This window comes from Halosimplex aquaticum (genome assembly GCF_028747785.1).
Taxonomy (GTDB): Archaea; Halobacteriota; Halobacteria; order Halobacteriales; family Haloarculaceae; genus Halosimplex; species Halosimplex aquaticum.
In genome coordinates this window covers 1,288,040-1,307,240 of sequence record NZ_CP118158.1, presented here as the reverse complement: position 1 = coordinate 1,307,240, position 19,201 = coordinate 1,288,040, and the positions used below count along the sequence as shown (strand labels likewise).

The 19,201-nt window shown below is 70.9% G+C and carries 19 protein-coding genes; 6 read left to right on the top strand and 13 right to left on the bottom strand.

The features are described from left to right. Positions 1-118: 118 nt before the first annotated feature. Both PSC72_RS06490 and PSC72_RS06485 read left to right on the top strand, forming a co-directional pair. Positions 119-1,108 carry an NAD-dependent epimerase/dehydratase family protein gene (locus PSC72_RS06490; RefSeq protein ID WP_274325077.1) on the top strand — a complete coding sequence of 330 codons (990 nt, stop codon included), beginning with the start codon at positions 119-121 and terminating at the stop codon, positions 1,106-1,108. Between the two features lie 73 nt (positions 1,109-1,181). Beyond that, positions 1,182-2,240 (top strand): NAD(P)-dependent glycerol-1-phosphate dehydrogenase, encoded by a 1,059-nt coding sequence (locus PSC72_RS06485; RefSeq protein WP_274325076.1) that lies wholly within the window; start codon positions 1,182-1,184, stop codon positions 2,238-2,240. An 82-nt stretch (positions 2,241-2,322) separates the two neighbouring features. Here the strand turns inward: PSC72_RS06485 and PSC72_RS06480 are convergent, their stop codons facing one another. The 5 genes from PSC72_RS06480 to PSC72_RS06460 all read right to left on the bottom strand — a co-directional run bounded on the left by PSC72_RS06480 (position 2,323) and on the right by PSC72_RS06460 (position 7,769). Further along, a complete protein-coding gene (locus PSC72_RS06480; protein ID WP_274325075.1) occupies positions 2,323-3,918 on the bottom strand; it encodes a hypothetical protein in 1,596 nt (531 codons plus the stop codon). Further along, on the bottom strand, positions 3,915-4,664 hold the full coding sequence (locus PSC72_RS06475; protein WP_274325074.1) for an ABC transporter ATP-binding protein: 750 nt from the start codon (positions 4,662-4,664) through the stop codon (positions 3,915-3,917). Before PSC72_RS06475 ends, PSC72_RS06480 begins: the two co-directional genes overlap by 4 nt. A gap of 67 nt (positions 4,665-4,731) precedes the next feature. Beyond that, the gene (locus PSC72_RS06470) at positions 4,732-5,301 is read right to left on the bottom strand and encodes an NUDIX domain-containing protein (protein WP_274325073.1); all 570 of its coding nucleotides are present in this window, start codon (positions 5,299-5,301) and stop codon (positions 4,732-4,734) included. A 72-nt stretch (positions 5,302-5,373) separates the two neighbouring features. Further along, the gene (locus PSC72_RS06465) at positions 5,374-5,943 is read right to left on the bottom strand and encodes an NUDIX hydrolase (protein ID WP_274325072.1); all 570 of its coding nucleotides are present in this window, start codon (positions 5,941-5,943) and stop codon (positions 5,374-5,376) included. Further along, the gene (locus PSC72_RS06460; RefSeq protein WP_274325071.1) at positions 5,940-7,769 is read right to left on the bottom strand and encodes a S9 family peptidase; all 1,830 of its coding nucleotides are present in this window, start codon (positions 7,767-7,769) and stop codon (positions 5,940-5,942) included. Before PSC72_RS06460 ends, PSC72_RS06465 begins: the two co-directional genes overlap by 4 nt. Positions 7,770-7,967: 198 nt before the next feature. Between PSC72_RS06460 and PSC72_RS06455 the strand changes: the two genes are divergently transcribed. Then, positions 7,968-8,336, top strand: coding sequence for a hypothetical protein (locus PSC72_RS06455; protein ID WP_274325070.1), 369 nt, complete (start codon positions 7,968-7,970; stop codon positions 8,334-8,336). Between the two features lie 23 nt (positions 8,337-8,359). Here the strand turns inward: PSC72_RS06455 and PSC72_RS06450 are convergent, their stop codons facing one another. Further along, complete coding sequence (locus PSC72_RS06450) at positions 8,360-9,091, bottom strand: hypothetical protein (RefSeq protein ID WP_274325069.1); 732 nt, start codon at positions 9,089-9,091, stop codon at positions 8,360-8,362. A 155-nt stretch (positions 9,092-9,246) separates the two neighbouring features. On the opposite strand from PSC72_RS06450, the gene PSC72_RS06445 reads away from it, so the two are divergent. The 3 genes from PSC72_RS06445 (at position 9,247) to PSC72_RS06435 (ending at position 10,987) form a co-directional block, all read left to right on the top strand. Beyond that, positions 9,247-10,305 (top strand): glycosyltransferase, encoded by a 1,059-nt coding sequence (locus PSC72_RS06445; RefSeq protein WP_274325068.1) that lies wholly within the window; start codon positions 9,247-9,249, stop codon positions 10,303-10,305. Positions 10,306-10,350: 45 nt separating this feature from the next. Continuing rightward, positions 10,351-10,536 carry a hypothetical protein gene (locus PSC72_RS06440; RefSeq protein ID WP_274325067.1) on the top strand — a complete coding sequence of 62 codons (186 nt, stop codon included), beginning with the start codon at positions 10,351-10,353 and terminating at the stop codon, positions 10,534-10,536. A gap of 178 nt (positions 10,537-10,714) precedes the next feature. Continuing rightward, the gene (locus PSC72_RS06435) at positions 10,715-10,987 is read left to right on the top strand and encodes a hypothetical protein (RefSeq protein WP_274325066.1); all 273 of its coding nucleotides are present in this window, start codon (positions 10,715-10,717) and stop codon (positions 10,985-10,987) included. 13 nt (positions 10,988-11,000) lie between these two features. Here the strand turns inward: PSC72_RS06435 and PSC72_RS06430 are convergent, their stop codons facing one another. From PSC72_RS06430 to purH, 7 genes are all read right to left on the bottom strand, one after another. Further along, the gene (locus PSC72_RS06430) at positions 11,001-11,687 is read right to left on the bottom strand and encodes a class I SAM-dependent methyltransferase (protein ID WP_274325065.1); all 687 of its coding nucleotides are present in this window, start codon (positions 11,685-11,687) and stop codon (positions 11,001-11,003) included. A 73-nt stretch (positions 11,688-11,760) separates the two neighbouring features. Beyond that, positions 11,761-14,337 carry a dihydropteroate synthase gene (folP, locus tag PSC72_RS06425; protein WP_274325064.1) on the bottom strand — a complete coding sequence of 859 codons (2,577 nt, stop codon included), beginning with the start codon at positions 14,335-14,337 and terminating at the stop codon, positions 11,761-11,763. 114 nt (positions 14,338-14,451) lie between these two features. Beyond that, on the bottom strand, positions 14,452-14,757 hold the full coding sequence (locus PSC72_RS06420; protein ID WP_274325063.1) for a DUF7538 family protein: 306 nt from the start codon (positions 14,755-14,757) through the stop codon (positions 14,452-14,454). Continuing rightward, entirely contained in the window at positions 14,750-15,583 is an 834-nt protein-coding gene (locus PSC72_RS06415) for a hypothetical protein (RefSeq protein WP_274325062.1), read from the bottom strand. Before PSC72_RS06415 ends, PSC72_RS06420 begins: the two co-directional genes overlap by 8 nt. A gap of 60 nt (positions 15,584-15,643) precedes the next feature. Next, positions 15,644-16,219 carry an SHOCT domain-containing protein gene (locus PSC72_RS06410; RefSeq protein WP_274325061.1) on the bottom strand — a complete coding sequence of 192 codons (576 nt, stop codon included), beginning with the start codon at positions 16,217-16,219 and terminating at the stop codon, positions 15,644-15,646. 99 nt (positions 16,220-16,318) lie between these two features. Beyond that, positions 16,319-17,401: a Gfo/Idh/MocA family protein gene (locus PSC72_RS06405; RefSeq protein ID WP_274325060.1), complete on the bottom strand. Its 1,083-nt coding sequence runs from the start codon at positions 17,399-17,401 to the stop codon at positions 16,319-16,321. Positions 17,402-17,483: 82 nt separating this feature from the next. Further along, a complete protein-coding gene (purH, locus tag PSC72_RS06400; RefSeq protein WP_274325059.1) occupies positions 17,484-19,097 on the bottom strand; it encodes a bifunctional phosphoribosylaminoimidazolecarboxamide formyltransferase/IMP cyclohydrolase in 1,614 nt (537 codons plus the stop codon). Between the last annotated feature and the right edge of the window lie 104 nt (positions 19,098-19,201).

Sequence of the window (19,201 nt, the reverse complement as noted above, 5' to 3'; positions counted from 1 at the left end):
CATTGTTATACGCCGTATAAACTCGGTCACGACGGGGATCTGGTTTATCTCCGGACTCGTCGAACCCGGTCGGTCGCGGGTCACCCGACTTTAAGCGCGGGAGGCCCCAATCGCCGGTATGACTCGACACGCGCTGTTCGTCGGCGGGACCCGTTTCATCGGGCGCCACGCCGTCCGCGAGTTCCGCGAGGCCGGCTACGACGTGACAGTCTTCCACCGCGGCGAACACGAGAGCCCGTTCACCGACGACGAGGGCGTCGACCACGTGCGGGGCGACCGCACCGACGACGGCGACCTCGCCGACGCCGCGGCCACGGACCCCGACGTCGTCGTCGATCTGGTGGCGTACAAACCACGCGACGTGCGCACGGCGACGCGCGTGTTCGACGATGTCGACGCCTACGTCTACGTCTCCAGCGGCGCCGCCTACGGCGCCGAGGAGGTCCCCAAGCGCGAGGACGAGACGCCGCTCGAACCCTGCTCCGACGAGCAGGCGACCGACGACTCCCACGCGACCTACGGCGCCCGGAAGGCCGAGGGCGACCGCGCCGTCTTCGCCGCCGCAGAGGAGGGGGTCGACGCCCTGAGCCTCCGTCCTCCCGTCGTCTACGGCCCGCACGACTACACCCGCCGGTTCGACTACTGGATCCAGCGGGTCGCCAACTACGATCGGGTGCTCGTCCCCGGTGACGGCACGAACCTCTGGCACCGCGTCGGCGTCGAGAACGTCGCCCGCGCCCTCCGGGTCGTCGCCGAGGAGGGCCGGCCGGGCGAGGCGTACAACGTCGGCGACTGGCACGTCCAGACGCTCCGCGAGACGATCGAGACCGTCGCCGACGCCGCCGAGGCCGACGTGGAAGTCGTCACCGCGGGCCACCGCGAACTCGCCGCCGGCGGGCTGGCGCCCGACGACTTCCCGCTCTATCGTGACCCGCCGCACCTCCTCGACACGAACAAGCTCCGGTCGCTGGGCTGGGAGCCCGTCGCGCCGGAGGATTCCATCGCCGAGACCGTCGAGGCTTCTCCCGAACGTGAGGCCGACGAGGCGCAGGAAGGGCCGGACCGCGAGGCCGAGGAGCGAGTGCTGGGCGTGCTGGACACGCTGTGAAGGAGTATCGGGCCTGACGACGGGAGGCCGCGGGGACGAAACCATTTTTCAGCCCTCCCGCGAGAGGTAGGGTATGTTCGAGAAGTCGACGTGGATTCGGTTGCCGCGGAACGTGGTGGTGGGCCACGGCGTCCTCGACGACACCGTGGCGGCCGTCGAGGAACTCCACCTCGCCGGCGACCCGCTGGTGGTCACTAGCCCGACGCCGGCGGAGGTCGCGGGCGACCGTGTCGTCGAAGCGTTCGCCGACGCCGGGCTGGACCCGCAGGTCGTCCGCATCGAGGAGGCGACGTTCGGCGCCGTCGAGGACGTCATCGAAGTGGCCGCGGACGGCGACGTGGGCTACCTCGTCGGCGTCGGCGGCGGGAAGGTCATCGACGTGACGAAGATGGCCGCCGAGGACGTCGACAAGGGGTTCGTCTCGGTCCCGACCGCCGCCAGCCACGACGGCATCGTCTCCGCGCGCGCGTCCATCCCCGAGGGCGACACCCGCCACAGCGTCGCCGCCGAGCCGCCCCTGGCCGTCGTCGCCGACACCGAGATCCTGGCCGACGCGCCCTGGGAACTCACCACCGCGGGCTGCGCCGACATCATCTCCAACTTCACCGCCGTGCGCGACTGGGAGCTCGCCCACCGCCTGAAGAACGTCGAGTACCACGAGTACGCCGGCGCGCTCTCGCGGATGACCGCCGAGATGCTCGTCGAGAACGCCGACTCGATCCGGCCGGAACTGGAGGAGTCGGCGTGGATCGTCACGAAGGCGCTCGTCTCCTCCGGCGTCGCGATGTCCATCGCCGGGTCGTCGCGGCCGGCCTCCGGCGCCGAACACCTCTTCTCTCACCAGCTGGACCGCATCGCGCCGAACCCGACCTACCACGGTCACCAGGTCGGCGTCGGCTCCATCATGACCGAGTACCTCCACTCGGGGCCGAAGGGCCAGTGGCGGGACATCCGCGACGCGCTCGCGAGCATCGACGCGCCGACGACCGCGGACGAACTGGGGCTCGATAGCGAGACCGTCATCGAGGCGCTGACGACCGCCCACGAGATCCGCGACCGCTACACCATCCTCGGCGACGGCATGAGTGAGGAGGCCGCCCGCGAAGCCGCCCGCGTGACCGGCGTGATCTGACGACCGCGGCGACGGGATCGCCCTCGAAAACCGATATCACCGTCAACAGCCGATATCGACGGCGGGAACGACGTTCCAGCGCTCACTCCACCGAGTACCCGTCGAGTTCGGCGACGGCGTGGCGGTAGGCCCACCGGCCGACAGCGGACGCCGCGAGGACGGTCACGCCGACGCCGCCGACCAGCGCCGCGGGATCGAACCGTCCGGACATGGCGAACGCGCCGACGGCGCCGAACCCCGGCGCGGCAACGACGACCATCCCGAGGGTGTAGATCGCCGACGCGGACTTGTTGGGGATCTTGACGCTCCCGCCGATCAGGCCCTCGGCGTCCGGCGGGTAGTGCATCCCGAGCGCGAGCGAGAGCACCGGTGCGAGGAAGACGAGAGCGAGTGCGAACGCGCCCACGGCGGCGACGAACAGCGGGACGGGCGGACCGGCGCCGAGAGCGACCCCCAGCGTCGCGCCGAGGACGAGCGGCATCGCCGGGAGGACGACCGCGAGCGCCTTCGCGCGGACGACGGTCTCGCCGGAGAGCCCGGAGGTGAGCAGGCCGGAGAGCGCGTCGCCCTCGGTCCCGAGCGGGTTGAGCGTGAACCCGCTGCCGGCGGCGAGCGAGCCGGCGAACGCGACGATCGGCGGGTACATCGCGGCCGAGAAGGGGCCGTGGTAGACCAGTTGCTCGCCCATGACGAGGCCGACGAAGATCCCGGGGTAGACGTACCAGAGCATCTTGGGCGTGCGCTTGGTGCGGCGCCAGGTCACGTCGACGAGCGTCGCCGTCGGACGCGGGACGACCGACGCGAGCGCGTCGCGGACCGGCGTTTCGATCCCGACATCGGTCGTGTCGGCATCGTCGTTCGATCCGACGGTGTGGTCGCCGTACCAGACGGCCTCGGCGAGGGCGACCGACGCGGCGGTCGCGAGGACGACCAGCGAGAGCGAGACGGCGAGGAATCCGCCGGCGAGCGCCGGCGACGCGCCGGCGCCCGGGACGGTCACGAGCAGGAGGTCGCCGGCCCACGAGAGCGGGGTCACCGAGAGGGCGTCGCTCACGTACTCGCGGGTGAACAGGACGAGGTAGAAGACGCCGAGCATGGCCACGCCGAGGCCGAAGCGGGCGTTCTTCGAGAGGTCGTAGCCGTCGAGGACCCACCGGGCGGCGAAGCCGACGGGCGAGGTCAACACGCCGGCGACGACGAACAGCCAGAGGCTCCCGCCGACGAGCGAGACGGCCGCGACGGGTTCGCCGGCGCCGACGGCGAAGGCGACGCCCGCGGTCAGCGCGGCCGGCCAGAACAGCGCCGTCCAGACCGCGGTCTGGCGGGCGACGCTCCCGAGGACGACCGCGCGCGTGCTCGTCGCGGTCAGGAAGGCGACGTAGCGGTCCTTGAACTCGCTGTTGCCGCCGGCGGCGCCGAGCACGCCCATCAGCGAGAGGAGGACCAGCCCCGACAGCGCGACGGCCCGGACTCGCGCGACCGGTTCCGCGGGGTCGCCGCGGGCGAACTGCCGGCCCAGGTCGTACGCGCCCGGGCCGACCGCGCCCGACAGCTGGAGCGCGAAGAACGCGGGGATGAGGAGGAAGAAGGCCGTCATCCGCGGCGACTCGCGCACCTTCCGGTAAGTCTGTCTAAGCGCCGTCAGGGTGACGACGACGGCCGGCCGCGCGGTCCTCATGGTCGCTCTCGCGGGCGCGTCGCCGGGTCGTCCTCGGTCGTCAGTTCGACGAAGGCGTCCTCCAGGGTCTCGCCGTCGAGGTCGGCCTTCAGCCGCTCGGGGTCGTCCTCGGCGAGCAACTCACCGTCGTAGAGGAGGCCGACGACGTCGGCGAGTTCGTCGACGACCGGGAGGACGTGCGTGGAGAGGAAGACGGCCGTGCCCGCGTCGCGCAGTTCGGTGAGAACCGCCTTGAGCGTCCGCGCGGCGTTGGGGTCCAGGCCGCTGGTCGGCTCGTCGAGGAAGACCACGTCCGGTTCGTGGACGATGGCCTGGACGACGCTGGTCTTCTGTTTCATCCCCTTGGAGTAGGTCTCGATGCGGTCGTCGGCCGCGTCGAGGCCGAACCGGTCGAGCAGCGCCGGGACGCGCTCGCGGACCGTCTCGCGGTCGAGGCCGCGCACGTCGGCGACGGCCGAGAGCTGCTCGCGCGCGGTGAGCTTCTCGTAGAGCGGCGGCGTGTCGGGGACGTAGCCGATGTGTTCGCCGAGGCGGTCGCGCTCGCGGACGTCGACCCCGGCGACGGTCGCGGTCCCCTCGCTCGGTCTGGTCAGCCCGGTCAACAGGCGCATCGTCGTCGTCTTGCCGGCGCCGTTGGGGCCGAGGAAGCCGTAGACCGTCCCGCGCTCGACGGTCAGGTCCAGGCCCTCGACGGCGGCGACCGACCCGTAGCGCTTCGTGAGCCCGTCGGTCTCGATGGCTGCCACTGCCGGTCTGTAGGGGCCAGCGCAGTGCTAAGTGTTCCGGTGCCGCGAGTCCGCCGGGAGGCGCCGGTCAGTGCGGCGGGACGGCCGAGTCGGGGAGCGTCGGGTGCCAGCGGACGCCGTCGGCGACGACCGTCTCGCGCTCGACGGCCGCGTCGCCGCCCCCGTCGGCGGCCGCCATCTCGCCGGCGGCCGGTGCTTCCTCCGCAGCGGGGGATCCCTCGTCGAGGGTCTCCGCCGTGAAGACCGCTATTAGCCGGTAGATAGGCGGTCGCTCGGGGTCCGATTCGTCGCGGACGCCGAGGATGGTCACCCGCGAGAGGTCGGTGAGCGCGCAGTCGATCCCGGTCCGTTCACTGATCGCCCGTTCGGTGCCCGCGACGACGCGTTCGTCCGTCCGCGGTTCGCCGTGGGGGACGACCCACTCGCCGTCGTTCTCGACCAGAAGCACGTCGTCGCGCTCGTTGTACAGTTGCACGTACGCGTCGACGATACCCCGCTGGCAGCGCTCGCCGGCGCGCTCGTACGCCTCGCGTGGAACCGCGAGCGTCGTCTGGTTCACCGGGAAACCGCTGTAGTCCTCCTCCAGCGCCACCAGACGCGCTTCCACCCGGTCCCGGGAACCCTCTGCCACGGACATCGTCCGCATCTGCGCGTACTCCCCAATAAACCCGTCTGTTCGTTCAGGCCGCGCGGACCCCTCGTCACTGGCTCACTCGCTCGCCGGAAACGGCCGCGCGGCCACCTCGGGGTACAGCACCGCGTCCGGGCAGGTGTCGAACCACGCGACTTCGGCGATCTCGCCCTCGCGGGGACGCGGCTCTCCGCCCTCGTACGCCCCGTCGAAGATCACGATGAGGCTCGCGAGCGCCGATCGGGCCGGATCGGTCCCGTCGACGAGTTCGAGGGCGTGGACCTCGCGGACGCCGGTGATCGCACACCGGACGTTCGTCTCCTCGCGCACCTCGCGGCGGGCCGCCGCTTCGAAGGACTCGCCGGCCTCGCGCTTGCCGCCCGGGTCGGCCCACCCCTCGTCGCCCGCGTTGCGGACGAGCAACACGCGCCCCTCGTCGTCGGTGATCCACACGCCCGCGCCGCCGTTCGCGCCCGCCGCGATCCGGTCGCGGTCGCGCTCGTAGGCCGCGGGAGCCTGCTCCCAGCGCTTCTCGACCCGCTCGAAGTCGCCGTATCGCTCGCGCAGGTCGGCCAGCCAGTCGCCGACCCGCTCGCGTGAACGGGCCGCGAGGTCGGAGCCCGCCGCACTCTCAGGCCCCTCGCTCATACGTGTTCGTCGAGGAAGTCCACGACGGCGGTGTAGGCCTCGATCTTGTTCTCGCGCTTGGTGATGCCGTGGCCCTCGTCGTCGAAGACGAGCTTCTCGACCGGCACGCCCTGCTCTGCGGCCTTCTCGGCGATCTGTTCGGCCTCGCCCAGCGGGACGCGGGGGTCGTTCGCGCCGTGGAGGACGAACAGCGGCGCCTCGATGGCCTCGACGTTGTTGATCGGCGAGACCGATTCGAGGAACTCCCGGTCCTCGTCGAGCGACCCGTACTCTGCCTCGCGCAGTTCGCGCCGCCACGGCCCGGTGTTCTCCAGGAACGTGACGAAGTTGGCGATGCCGACGACGTCGACGCCCGCCGCCCACAGGTCGGGGTACTCGGTCAGCGCCGCGAGCACCATGAAACCGCCGTAGGAGCCGCCCATCGCGACCACGCGCTCGGGATCGACGGCCTCGTGGTCGGTGAGCCACTCGACGGCCGCCTCGATATCGGCCACCGAGTCCATCCGCTTTCGCACGTCGTCCAGGTGGGTGTACTCGCGGCCGTAGCCAGTCGACCCGCGGACGTTCGGTTCGAAGACGGCGTACCCGCGCGAGAGGAAGTACTGGGTCAGCCCGCCGAAGGAGGGGCGGCGCTGGCTCTCGGGGCCGCCGTGGATGTCGACGATCACGGGCGTCTCGCCGGCCTCCCACTCGTCCGGCAGCGAGAAGTAGCCCGGGATCGTCCGGTCGTCGAAGGTGGGGTAGCGGACGAGTTCCGGTTCGGTGAACGTGGACTTGGGGATGCCCGCGGTGGAGGCGTCGGTCCAGCGCTCGAACTCGGCGGTCTCCATCTCGACGACGTAGACGTTCGTGTTCTCCCTGCGACCGGTCGCCGACAGCGCGAACCGCTCGGCGTCGTCGTCGAAGGCGACGCCGCCGGCGAGGTTGCCCGGTAGCTCCGGCGTCGGGAACTCGTCGATTTCGGTCGGCCCGGCGAGTTCGCCGACGGTCAGGTCCGTGTAGCCGTCGACGTTGCGCGAGTAGACCAGCCGGCCCGTCTCGTCGTCGAGCGCGACGCCGCCGACGTTCCACTCGCCGCCGTCGGCCACCGTGTCGAGCGCCGCTGCCAGGTCGGACTCTTCGGGGTCGTCCCCGACCGCGTCGAGGTCGAGTCGGGCGAGGTACTTCGTGTTCGATTCGTAGTCCGTCGTCAGGTACAGCGCGTCGCCGTCGGGGCTCCACTGGGCGCTCGTGAACCGCACGTCGCCCTCGTGGGGCGTGACGTGTCGCATCTCGCCGGTGTCCAGGTCGAGGACGAACAGGTCCTGATCGAAGTTCCAGTGGGCCTGCGAGACGAGCAACCGGTCGTCGTCGGGCGCCCAGCCGCCGACCGAGAGCCAGCCGTCGCCCTCCCGGACGAGCGTCGCGTCCGCGCCGGTCTCCTCGCAGCCCTGGACGTACACGTCGAAGACGGACTCGTCGCGGCGATTGGAGGCGAACGCGAAGCGCTCGCCGTCGTGGGACCAGCCGCCCCAGCGGTGTTTCGCCTCCGGGTGGGCGGTCAGGTCGGTGACGGTCCCGTCGTCGGCGTCCAGCCGGTAGAGCTGGGCGCGCTCGTTGCCGCCCTCGTCCATCCCGAACGCGAGTTCGCGCCGCTCGGGCGACCACGAGGCGAAGGTGACCCGCTCCTCGTAGAAGGTGCGCTGGACCGGCCACGCCTCCGGGGCGTCCAGCGTCCAGACCTGCGGCGTCCCCGTCGCGTCCAGCATGAACGAGAGCGTGCCGTCGGGCGCGAACGACGCGCCGTACGCGCTCCGGACGTTCAGATAGCGGTCGAGATCGTACATGTTCCGGGAAAACGGCGGCTCGGAGAAAGTCCTTCCGGGCGTTCAGTCCCCGTCGACGAGCGCCGGAAGTAGGCATGAGACAGCGACACGGTAAGTGTCGGTTTTGATGTACGAAACGGTCACAACTCGAACAACGTTGCGTCCCTTCCCCGATGGGCTCTCAATAACGAAACGGCCCACTCTCTTACGCGAAAACGCATGTATCGTGCACTCGCGATAGTCTGCACAGTCGCCCTGGTCGCCCTCGCTGGCTGCGGCGGACCAGGCCCAGGAGCGGAGACAGGAACACCCGAAGTCGGCGAAGACGGCGGCGTCGGCGAATCCCCCGAGGGCGGTGACGGGGGGATCGGCGACGAGACCGAAACCGAAGGCGGGCTGATGGAGACCGAAACCGAGACCGAAGCGGGAGCCATCGGTGAAACCGAGACGGAGACCGAAGGCGACATCATCGGCGAGACAGAGACGGAGACCGAAGGCGACATCATCGGCGAGACGGAGACCGAGACCGAAACCGACGGTGGCATCATGGGTAACGAGACGGTCACCGAGACCACAGTCGCGGGCTGACGCAGGCAGTTTTCACCACCGGTTCACTTCAGCGCCTGCACGGCACACTCGGCGTAGCGCAGGCGGAGCCGCCGTTCCGACGCCGTCGTCCGGCTCGGAACCCGGCGGCCGCAGGCGTTTCGGTCGGAGACGTGTTTCTCCCTGAGTTCCCTCGACGCCCAGAGGTAGCTCCCGACCATCGGGCTCGCGACGACGGCGTCGCCGTCGCGTTCGGCCGAACCGTGCTCGTGTCCGATCCCGAGCGCGTGGCCGACTTCGTGGAGCAACAGTTGCGTCGCCGCGCTCTGGATCGAGTAGGGCACCACCGACGGCGTCTCCGCGACCGGCGACATCTTCGCGATGAACTCCGCGCCCGTCACCGCGGCGACGTGCGGCCGGGCGTACCCCGCCGGTTGCTCCCTCGGGTCGCCGTCGGTGACGAGGAGGTTCACGTCCGCGACGGGGTCGACCCGACCCACGCCGACGGCGCCCTCGACGACCTTCGCCGGCCAGTGCACCGCGAGGACGTGGCGGCCGTCCTCGGCCGGGAGCGACACGGGCGACGGCGCGAAGTCGATCTCTGCGGCGCCGACGGCGGCTTCGAGCGCGGCGGTGAGGTATCCGTCGACGCGGGCTTCGAGACCCTCGCGCTCGGCGGCCGCGTCGCTGAACCAGACGCGGACGACAACCGGGTCCGGCGGCCGCTCGGTCCGTCGCCCGGCGACGCCGAGCGACAGGACCGCACCGGCACTCGCAAGGAACCCCCGTCTGTTCACACCCCCACCGATGCCGGTAATCTCCAATAAGCGTTCCGGCCAGGTAGGTTGCACCTACGTCAGCCGACCGGCGGCGCGCCGCCGCGGTACCGGGGTCTTACCGGGCGTCGGAGGGATGATGGGGATTTTTGACACCCGGTACCCTCCTCGGTCGTATGCGCGTCGCGTTCGTCTCGATGGAGACGACTCACTACCGCGACACCGAAGGGGCACGCCGGTTCGAACGCGTCGCACGCCACCTGGCCGCCCGCGGCCACGACGTGACCGTCTTCTGCACGCAGTGGTGGGACGGCACCGACGAGACCGTCGAACGCGACGGCGTCACCTACCGCGGCGTGACCATCTCGCCGGCGCTCACCTCCTTCGCCGTCAGGATCCCCGCCCTACTCGCCCTCTACGACCCCGACGTCGTCCACGCCCGCCCCGACCCGCCGGTCACGGTCCTCGCCGCCAGCCTCGGCGGGACGCTGGCCCGCGCGCCGCTCGTCGTCGAGTGGTTCGGCGACGCCTCCATCGAGGCGTCGCGCTTCCACGAGCGCGCCGCGACGCTCCCCGGGATGGTCGTCACCCCCTCGGAGATGGTCCGCACGCGCGTCCGCGAACTCGGTGCGACCGCCGACACCTCGCAGGTGATCCCCGAGAGCATCGACATGTCGCTCGTCCGCGAGACCGAGCCGGCCGCGGAGACCGACGTGGTCTACGCCCACCCGCTCGACGAGAGCGCCAACGTCGAGAGCTTCCTGCTCGGGCTGGCCGAGCTGCGCGACCGGGAGTGGACGGCGACGATCGTCGGCGACGGCCCCCAGCGCGAGGACTACGAGCGACAGGTCCGCGACCTGCGGATCGACGACCGGGTCACCTTCGCCGGGGCCTGCGACCGCGAGGAGCGCGTCGCGCTCTACAAGGGCGCCCACGCGTTCGTCCAGACCGCCTACCGGGAGTACTTCGCCACCGAACTGCTGTGGGCGATGGCCTGCGGCTGCGTCGGCATCGTCGAGTACCAGGCCGAGTCCAGCGCCCACGAACTCATCGAGGAGGCCGAGCGGAGCTTCCGCGCAACCGACCCCGAGCAGATCGCCGACGCCGTCGTCGACGCCGGCGAGTTCGACCGCCTGACCGTCGACGAGGACTGGGCTGCCTACGACGACGACGCCGTCCTCGAACGGTACCTCCAGACCTACCGCGACCTGCAGGCCGACTACGGACTGTTCTGACGGCAGCGATCGGTCCGCGGATCGCTCCCGTCCGCCGACGGACCCTTGCCGCTCGAACCCCTACGTGAGCCGACGCCGATGATCCCACCGCTCGTCCGCCGCTGCCCCGAATGCGGCAAGATCGGGCTGGCGAAGTCGTTCGCTGCCGTCGACGGCGACGGCGACCGCCGCGTCGAGTGCCCCCGCTGCGGCCACCGCTTCGGGACGGTCGCGGATCCGGTCCTGAACTGACGACGGGGCGCTCGGGTGGCCGCGGACGAACTGCCACTCACGCGGCCGCGGGACGTGCACTGTCTCGCCGCACCGCCGTATCGAAACCCGCATCGTCGGCCGCCGTGTCGAGTGAATTTCAACGCCAATAATTCGGCCGGGCGAGTTATATCGGACGAATCTGTTCTGATCGGTGTGTATGGACGTCCCCCTCGACCTCGTCTGGTATCACTTCTGGTCGTCGGCGCTTGTGGGGTTGCTGGGGCTGGCGTCGATGCGTTTGATTTCCTGGCGTTACTCGTCGACGGCCCCCGATGGCTCTACCAGCTGGATCTCTTCACGGCGTGTCTGCTTACTGCTCTTGTTGTCGGTGTGGACGCACATCTTCGCAGACGTGATCGAACACGGCTTCCTGCCGAAGATCGGGAGCGGCCTCGGCGGACTGATCGATGCGCTCGGTAGCGTCGTCTGAGCGGTCGGCCGCGCTATCGCCCGTCGAACGTCGCCCGGACGAACAGCCACTCGCCGCCGCCGAGGTCGTCGTCGAGCACCGTGTCGTCGTCGACCGAGAACCCGGCCTCCTCCAGCAGTTCTAGACTTCGCTCGCGGCCGTGGAAGCTCCACTGCATCGCCGCGCCGCTGTCGAGCCAGTCGTCGTTCTCGCCCTCCCACTCGCCGACGCCGGTGGTCAGGAGCAACCGGCCGCCGGGTCGGAGCACGCGGGCGAACTCCCGGAAGACGGCCCCGTGGTGCTCGCGCGGGACGTGGATCACCGAGTGGAGCGCGGTGAGCGCGTCGACGGCGCCGGCGGCGACTGGAAGTCGCGTCAGGTCGCCGCGGACCAGCCGCGCGGCCGGCGCGCGCTCGCTCGCCAGTCGCAGTTGCTCCGTCGAGAGGTCGACGCCGACGGTCTCGTAGTCGTCGGCCAGCGTTTCGAGGACGGCGCGGCCGCCGCCGCAGCCGGCGTCGAGGACGCGGGCGCCACGGGGGAGGTCGGCCACGACGGACTCGACGAACGCCACCTCGTCGGCGCCGTCGCGGTCGGCGTCGTAGGCCTCGGCCACGCCGTCGTACCCCTGCATGACGACGCGGGCCCACTCGTCGTGGTCGCGCGTGTCGTCGGCCGGCGTCTCGCCAGGTGGGTCCTCGTCGGACGGCGTCTCGTCGGTCACGCCTCCGAGTGCCGACAGACAGCGAGAAAAGTCTGTCGGGCGCCCGTCGGTCGGTCACACGTCGACGGGCCGCTCAGTCGTCGAATCGGTCTGGGTCGGCCGCGGCCCGGGCGACGCGGACGGCCGCGACGTTCTCGTGTGCGTCGTGCACGCGGATCACGTCGGCGCCGCGCTCGGCGGCCAGCGCCGTGCCCGCGACCGTCTCGTCGAGCGCGCCCTCGCGGCCACCTTCGGTGAGTTCGAACATCGACTTCCGGGAGTGACCGACGAGGATCGGACAGCCCAGCGCCGCGAGTTCGTCCAGTCGACCGAGCAGTTCGAAGCTCTCCACGGCGGACTTGCCGAACCCGAGCCCGGGGTCGACGAGGATCTGCGAGCGGTCCAGCCCCGCCTTCTCGGCGAGCAGGACGCGCTCGGCGAGGTAGTCGATCACGTCGTCGACGACGTCGTCGTACTCGACGGTCGTGGTCGGGTCGACCGGCGCCTCGATGCTGTGCATGACGACGACCGGCGCGTCGTACTCGGCCGCGACCAGCCGCATCTCCGGGTCCTCCAGTCCCGAGACGTCGTTGAGCAGGTCCGCGCCCGCGTCGAGCGCCGCCCGGGCGACCGCGGCCTTGCGCGTGTCGATGGAGATCATCGCGTCGAGGTCGGCTATCGCCTCGATGACCGGGACGACGCGGTCGATCTCTTCGCCCTCGGGGACGGGCTCGCCGCCGGGTCGCGTCGACTCGCCGCCGATGTCGAGGATCTCGACGCCCGCCTCGACCATCCGCTCGGCGCGCTCGCGCGCGTCGGCGACCGAGTTGTACTCGCCGCCGTCGTGGAAGCTGTCCGGCGTGATGTTCAGGATGCCCATGACCGCGGTGCCGTCCTCCCAGGGGTAGCCGCGGTCGGCGGATCCGTCGTCGCCGGCTCCGAAGGCACCGCCGCGGGTCGCGACCGCGGTCGGCTCGTTCGGGCCGGGAGTCCCGTCCAGCGCCCCGCGGATCTCGTCGGCGAGCGGTTCGAGGCCGTCCTCGCGGTCCGCCAGCCCGGCGACGAGGCGGTCGAACTGCGATCGAGTCGCCATCAGCACCGCGTCGACGGACTCCTCGTCCTGGTCGGCCAGCGCCGAGAGGGCGCACTCGCCGCCGAGCGCGCGCAGTTCGGACTGCAGTCGGCGCGCCTGTCGGGGACGGAGTCGCGTCCGCAGGACCCGGTGGACGGCGTCGCCGCTCGCGTCTGCCGCGTCGACCTCGGCCACGTGCGCGCGGTCCAGCGTCTCTCGGGCGTCGGCGACCGAGTCCACTCGGGTAGAAACCGTCGGCCGTACCCAGCGAGTCCGGGCCTCGGCGACGGCGTACAGCGAGCCCACGACGACCACGGCGTCGTCCGGACCCGCCGCGTCGAGCGCGCGGTCGAGCGCGCCGGCGACCGCTTCGTGAGTGTCGACGGCGGCCTCGGTCTCCTCCGCGAAGACCCGGGCGATGACGTCCACCGACTCGGCGCGGTCGTGGTCCGGTCGGCAGGCGACGACGCGCGCCAGGTCGGCGTCGCCGAACGCCGCCGCGATCCCGCGGTGGTCCTTGTCGGTCATCGCGCCGGCGACGAGATAGAGGTCGTCGTAGTCGAACGACTCCAGCACGTCGACCGTCGCCTCGCAGCCGCCGGGGTTGTGCGCGCCGTCGAGGACGACCAGCGGATCCCTGCCCATGACCTCGAAGCGGCCCGGCCAGTGGGCGTTGCGGAAGCCGCGCGCGACGGCCTCGGTCGACAGGTCCGCGTCGAGCCTGTCTGCGACCTGCCGGACGAGCACCGCGGCGACGCCCGCGTTTCGGGCCTGGTGAGCGCCAAGCAGCGGCAGGTGCGTCGCGACGGACCACGCACCGTCGCTCCCGCTCGCGCCGTCGCTGTCCCCGCCGGTCCCGTCGCTCTCGATCTCGACCGCGGCCTCCAGTCCCTCGCGGCCGCCGTAGCGGACCGTCACGTCGGGGTCTTCGCTCTCGGTCCAGTCCTCGTCGGCGACGGTCACCACGTCGTCGACCTCGTCGCGGATGGCCGCGAGCGCATCGCCCGTCGCGGCGGTCACGAGCGGGGCGTCCGCGGGCGCGACGCCGGCCTTGTCGCGGGCGATCTCGCCGACGGTGTCGCCGAGGAGGTCGGTGTGTTCGAGCGTGACCGCGGTGATCGCGCTCGCCGCCGGGTCGACGACGCTCGTCGCGTCGAGCGTCCCTCCGATGCCGACTTCGAGGACGGCGACGTCGACGTCCTGTCGGTCGAACTCCCAGCAGGCCATCGCGGTCACCGTCTCGAAGAACGTGGGCGACTGGCCGTCGGCGGCCTGTTCGGTCGCGTACTCGCGGAACTCGCCGACGAACTCGGCGACGGCCGACTCGGTGATCGGCCGGCCGTCGACGCGCACCCGCTCGCGCACGTCGTCGAGGTGCGGCGAGGTGTACAGCCCGACGGAGAGCCCGGCCTCCCGGAGCGCGCGCTCGACCATCCGGGCCGTGCTCCCCTTCCCGTTCGACCCCGCGACCTGGACGCACAGCAGGTCCTCGTGGGGGTCGCCGAGGTGGGCGAGCAGCTCCCGCGTCGGGGCTAACCCCGGCCGCGGCGCGAACCGCCGCAGATCGAAGAGAAAGTCCGCCGCCTCGTGAAACTCCATGCACGTGCGGTTCCAGATGGGTCCGCTTAGACCTGTCGGACTCACCGACGAGCGCGTCGTGACCGCCGACACAGTCGCCACAGAAGGGTCGCGCCGCCGGGTGTGGGCGGCCGGCTACAGGCTTCGCCGTTCGACCGCGGGGTCGATCCCCGCGGCCTCTAGGTCCAGGCGGATCCGGTCGCGCAGCGGCGTCGGCACGGTGTCGCGCCCGACCGGAACCGCCGTCTCGCCGCCCTGCTCGGGCGGTACCTTCCAGTAGATCACGCAGTCGCTCGGGGCGTAGTACTCGACGCTGTAGCGGTCGCCCTCGCCCTCGTAGTGGACCCGGGCGGCCGACCCCTCGACGCGCCAGCCCTCGCGGTCGGCGAGACCGTCCAGGGGGCCGCGTGCTTCGGTTCCGTGTTCGGGACCGTCACTCATCGTCGCGGTCGTCGGCCGGTCCGTCGACCAGCGGGTCCCGCGGGGGGTCCTCGCCGAACTTCCGGACGGCCGCAGCGACGACGGCGAGCGCCGCCAGTCCGACGAGCGCGCCCACGTCGGAGTCGTTTCTCGTCTGTGGCGCGGTCCGCGGCGCGCTGGGGCCCTCGTCCTCGTGGTCTCGGTCGCTACCGGAGTCAGACGCCTCCTGCGCGTGGCGGACGGTCTCGTCGACGGGCCGGTCGGCGTACTCCTCCCGGTCGCGGCTCGGCGCCTTCGCGCGGCGGCGCGCTTCCGGCACGTCGCCGGTCACGTTCTCGGGCGACGGCGACCCGGACTGCTCGTCGTCGCTCCCGAGTTTGTCGCTCGCGACCTTCTTGGCCTTCCCCAGGTAGCGGTAGGCGAGAAAGCCGACGACCGCGAGCACGGCGAGCGCGATGCTCCCCTTCAGGAGGATCGGCTTGAGCTTCTCCTTCCAGCCGCCCTCCTCGTCCGTGTCCTCGGCCCCTGGCGACGGGACGCGGCCGCCGACGGGCCGCTCGTCCCCCGGGCTCGGCGTGTCGGCGCCGGCGCTCGAGCCGGCGCTGGTCCCCACGGGGATGCGCCCGCCCGGTCCGTCGTCGGCGTCGACCGCGTCGTCCACGAGGTCGGTGCCGTCGAGGTCGTCGGTCGGTTCGTCGGTGTCGCGGCGGCCGCTCGCGCCGGTCTCGTCGCGCGGACCGCGTCCGCCGTCGGTGAGTTTCTCCAGTTCCTCCTCCGAGAGCAGACGCTCGACGAATCCCCCCACTGGCGACTCGTCGAGGTCGATCCCCAGCAGCGTCTTTCCCATGTCACGTCGTTGGGGCGTCGCCCGGAAATAACTGGCTGGTCGACGCGCCTCGCCGCCGGGTCAGTTCCGCTCGGCGATGCGCTGGTCGTCGTCAAGGCCTCCGAGTTCGTCGTCGATGGCCGAGACGCGGTCGCGGTGGACTCCCTCCTCGTCCATCACCCGCTGCATCCGCTCCTCGAACTCGAACTCGGAGATGTCGCCGGAGACGTAGCGGTCTTTCAGGCGCTGGATCCGGTCGTCAGCGCGCCGGTCGGGCGAGCGCGAGTCGAAGTGCTCGACGAGGTCCGAGAGGCCGACCAGTCGCGCGATCTCGCTCTCGCGTTCGACGTAGGAGGCGACCTGCCCGAGGCGGACGCCGGCGAACTCGGTCCGGTCGCTGACCGCCGAGGACGCTCGCGTCGCCAGCCCGACCGCCGCGGCGATGAGCGCGACGGCGGTCGCCGGCACGCCCACGACCAGGCCGAAGAGGAACAGCGGCAGTAAGGTCCCGAGCGTCGACGCGCCGCCGAGGCCGAGGAGTGCCCAGAGCGCCCACGCGGCGACGCCGAGGAGCGAGACGGCCGTCAGCGTGCCGAAGACGAGCGACAGCGCGATCGTCGCCAGGAGGTGCTTGCGCGCCCAGTCCGTGAGTCCCATGTCCGTGCCAACGTCGCGGGCACACCTAAGGACACCGGCCGGGTCGCGGTCCGGCGGTCGGCGGAGTGTAGTCCGGCGGTCCGCGGCCGGGAGCGGAACTCACAGTTCGACGTTCTCGCGCGCCTCGGCGAGCAGTTCCTGCACGTCGACGGCCTCGTCGCGCTCGCTGCTCTCGATGGCCGCTTCCACCAGCGCGACCGACTGGAGGTTCGACTCCACGTCGGTCGCCATCGGTTCGTCAGTGTCCAGCCAGTCGAGGAACTGCTCGACGAGCCACGCGTTCGCCCAGTGGTCCTGCTCGTCGAGCGGCACTTCCTCGCCCTCGACCTCGTTCGTGCCGCCGACCGTCTCTTCGGCCTGATCGTAGGGGTAGCGCGTGATCTCGCGGCCGTCGAGGACGAGCGTCTCGTCGCGGCACTCCGCGCGGAGGTAGTCGTTGCCCCACCCGTTGAGCGTGGTCGCGTTGGCCTTCGCGCCCTCCCAGGTGGCGCGGACGCCGTTCTCGAAGCGCATCTGCACTGTGGCCTGCACGTCGTCCTCGTACTCGGCCCACTCGGGGAGCCACGTGTCGGCGTACAGCCGCTCGCACTTCGCGCCGGCCATGTCCGCGAGGAAGTCCAGTTGGTGGACCGCGCCCTCGACGAGCAGCGGGTTGTCCATCTCGTGGCGGAACGCCCCCCACCGGCCGTAGGTGCGGGCGTTACAGGTGAACCGACCGACCAGATAGTCGAGCGGGCCGGGCTCGCCCGAGTGCAGGCGTCGGCGCATCGTCGTCTTGTCCCGGTCGAAGCGGTGACTCATCGTCACGCCCATCTTCAGGCCCGCTCGCTTCACCTTCTCCGCGATACGGACCGACGCTTCGAGCGTGTCGGCGATGGGCTTCTCCGAGAGGACATCGAGGTCGTGTTCGACGGCGGCGTCGACGACCTCCTCGTGCGTCCACGGCGGCGTCACGATTGTACAGAAGTCCGCGTCGGTCTCGGCGAAGGCTGCCTCGGTGTCGGTGTAACAGTCGGACTCGTCGAGACCGAGGTGTTCGACGGCGTTCTCGTGCGCGTCGGCGTCGACGTCGACGGCGGCGACGACGTCGATCCGGCCGCTCTCCACGTGCGGCGGCAGGTACGATTCGCACCAGCGAGCGCCCTGCCCACCGGTCCCCACTTGAATAACGCGGTACGTCATACCCTATCGCGCGCCCCATCGGACCGTAAGTGATACGATCGCGGAAGGTCGGCCGAGTAGGACGGTCCGGACGCTCCGGCGCTCAGTCGTGGCGGAAAGCGCGCTGGCCGGTCATGACCATCGCGATGTCGTGTTCGTCGGCGGCCTCGATCACCATGTCGTCATTCTTCGACCCGCCGGGCTGGATGACCGCCTCGATGCCCGCCTCGGCGGCCTTCTCGATGCCGTCCGGGAACGGGAAGAAGGCGTCCGAGGCCATCACGGCGCCCTCGGCGTCCTTGCCCTCGGCGTCCTTCTCGGCTTTCATGCCCGCGATCTCGACCGCGTCGACGCGGGAGACCTGTCCGGCGCCGACGCCCACGGTCTCGGTGCCCTTCGCGAAGACGATGGCGTTGGACTTGACGTGCTTGATTGTCTGCCAGGCGAACAGCATCGCCTCGATCTGCTCGTCGGTCGGTTCGCGCTCGGTGACGACCTCCAGGTCGTCGGGAGTGAGCGACTGGGTGTCCCGTTCCTGGACGAGTCGCCCGCCGACGAGCTTCTTCTCGGTGACGGCCTCGGTGACGTCGTACTGCTCGCTCACGTCGAGGACTCGCAGGTTCTCCTTCTCGAAGAGCGTGTCCAGCGCGTCGTCCGTGTAGCCGGGCGCGACGACGACCTCCTTGAACGAGTCGATGATCTGGGCCGCGGTCGCCTCGTCGCACTCGCGGTTGAGGGCGACGATGCCGCCGAAGGCGCTCTTGGGGTCGGTCGCGAGCGCGTCGGCGTAGGCGTCGGCCAGCGTGTCGGCGGTCGCACAGCCCGCCGGGTTGGTGTGTTTGATGACCGCGGCGGCGGGCTCGTCGAACTCCTTGATGAGGTTGAGCGCGCCGTCGGCGTCGTTGTAGTTGTTGTAGCTGAGCGCCTTCGCGCCCTCGTTGCGCTGGTCGGCGTGGACGACGCTGGCCTCGTCGACCGTGTTGTCGGCGTAGACCGCGGCGTCCTGGTGGGGGTTCTCCCCGTAGCGCAGGTCGGCGGCGCGGTCCTCGGAACTGAACAGGCGCGAGGGCAGATAGCCGCCGGTGTCGCCCTCGACGGACACCTGGTTCGCCTCGTAGTCGACGGTCACGTCGCCGTCGGCGAACCACTTGACCGCACGCGGGTAGGCCTTGAACTCGCCCTCGTAGAGGACGCGCTCTTTGAGGTCGTCCTCGTCGTCGCCCTCGTAGACGGGGATCGGCTCCTGCGTGACGACCGGGCCGCCGTCGACCTCTTCCTCGATGATCTCGCCGTCTTCGTCGATGGCGTTGGTGACGACGTGGACGGTGCAGCCGACGACCTTCGCGCCGTAGTCGAGCGCGTCACCCCACGCGTCCATGCCGGGGAACGCGGGGAGCAGCGACGGGTGGACGTTCAGCGTCGTCGGCGCCTCGTCGAGGAACGTGTCCGACAGCAGGCGCATGTAGCCGTCCAGCGTCACCAGTTCGAAGTCGTAGTCGGCGAGCGCGTCGAGAATGCGTTCCTCGTGGTCGCGGCGGTCCTCGCCGTCCTCGCGTTCGACGACTTCGGTCGGGATCCCCCGTTCGGCCGCCGCGTCGAGGACGGGCGCGTCGGCGTCGTTCGTGAGTATCACCGAGAACTCGGCCCCTCCGGGGGCGCGGTCGGCGATGTTGAGCAGGTTCCGTCCGCGATTGCTTGCGAGTCCCGCGAGTTTCATGTGTGAACGCCGGTCGCCGCCGCGCAAAGTAGTTGCGAATAGGCTGAGACACAGTCGACACGGACGACACAGTAGCGCCGCCGCTCCGCCGGCTTCCCCGGCGA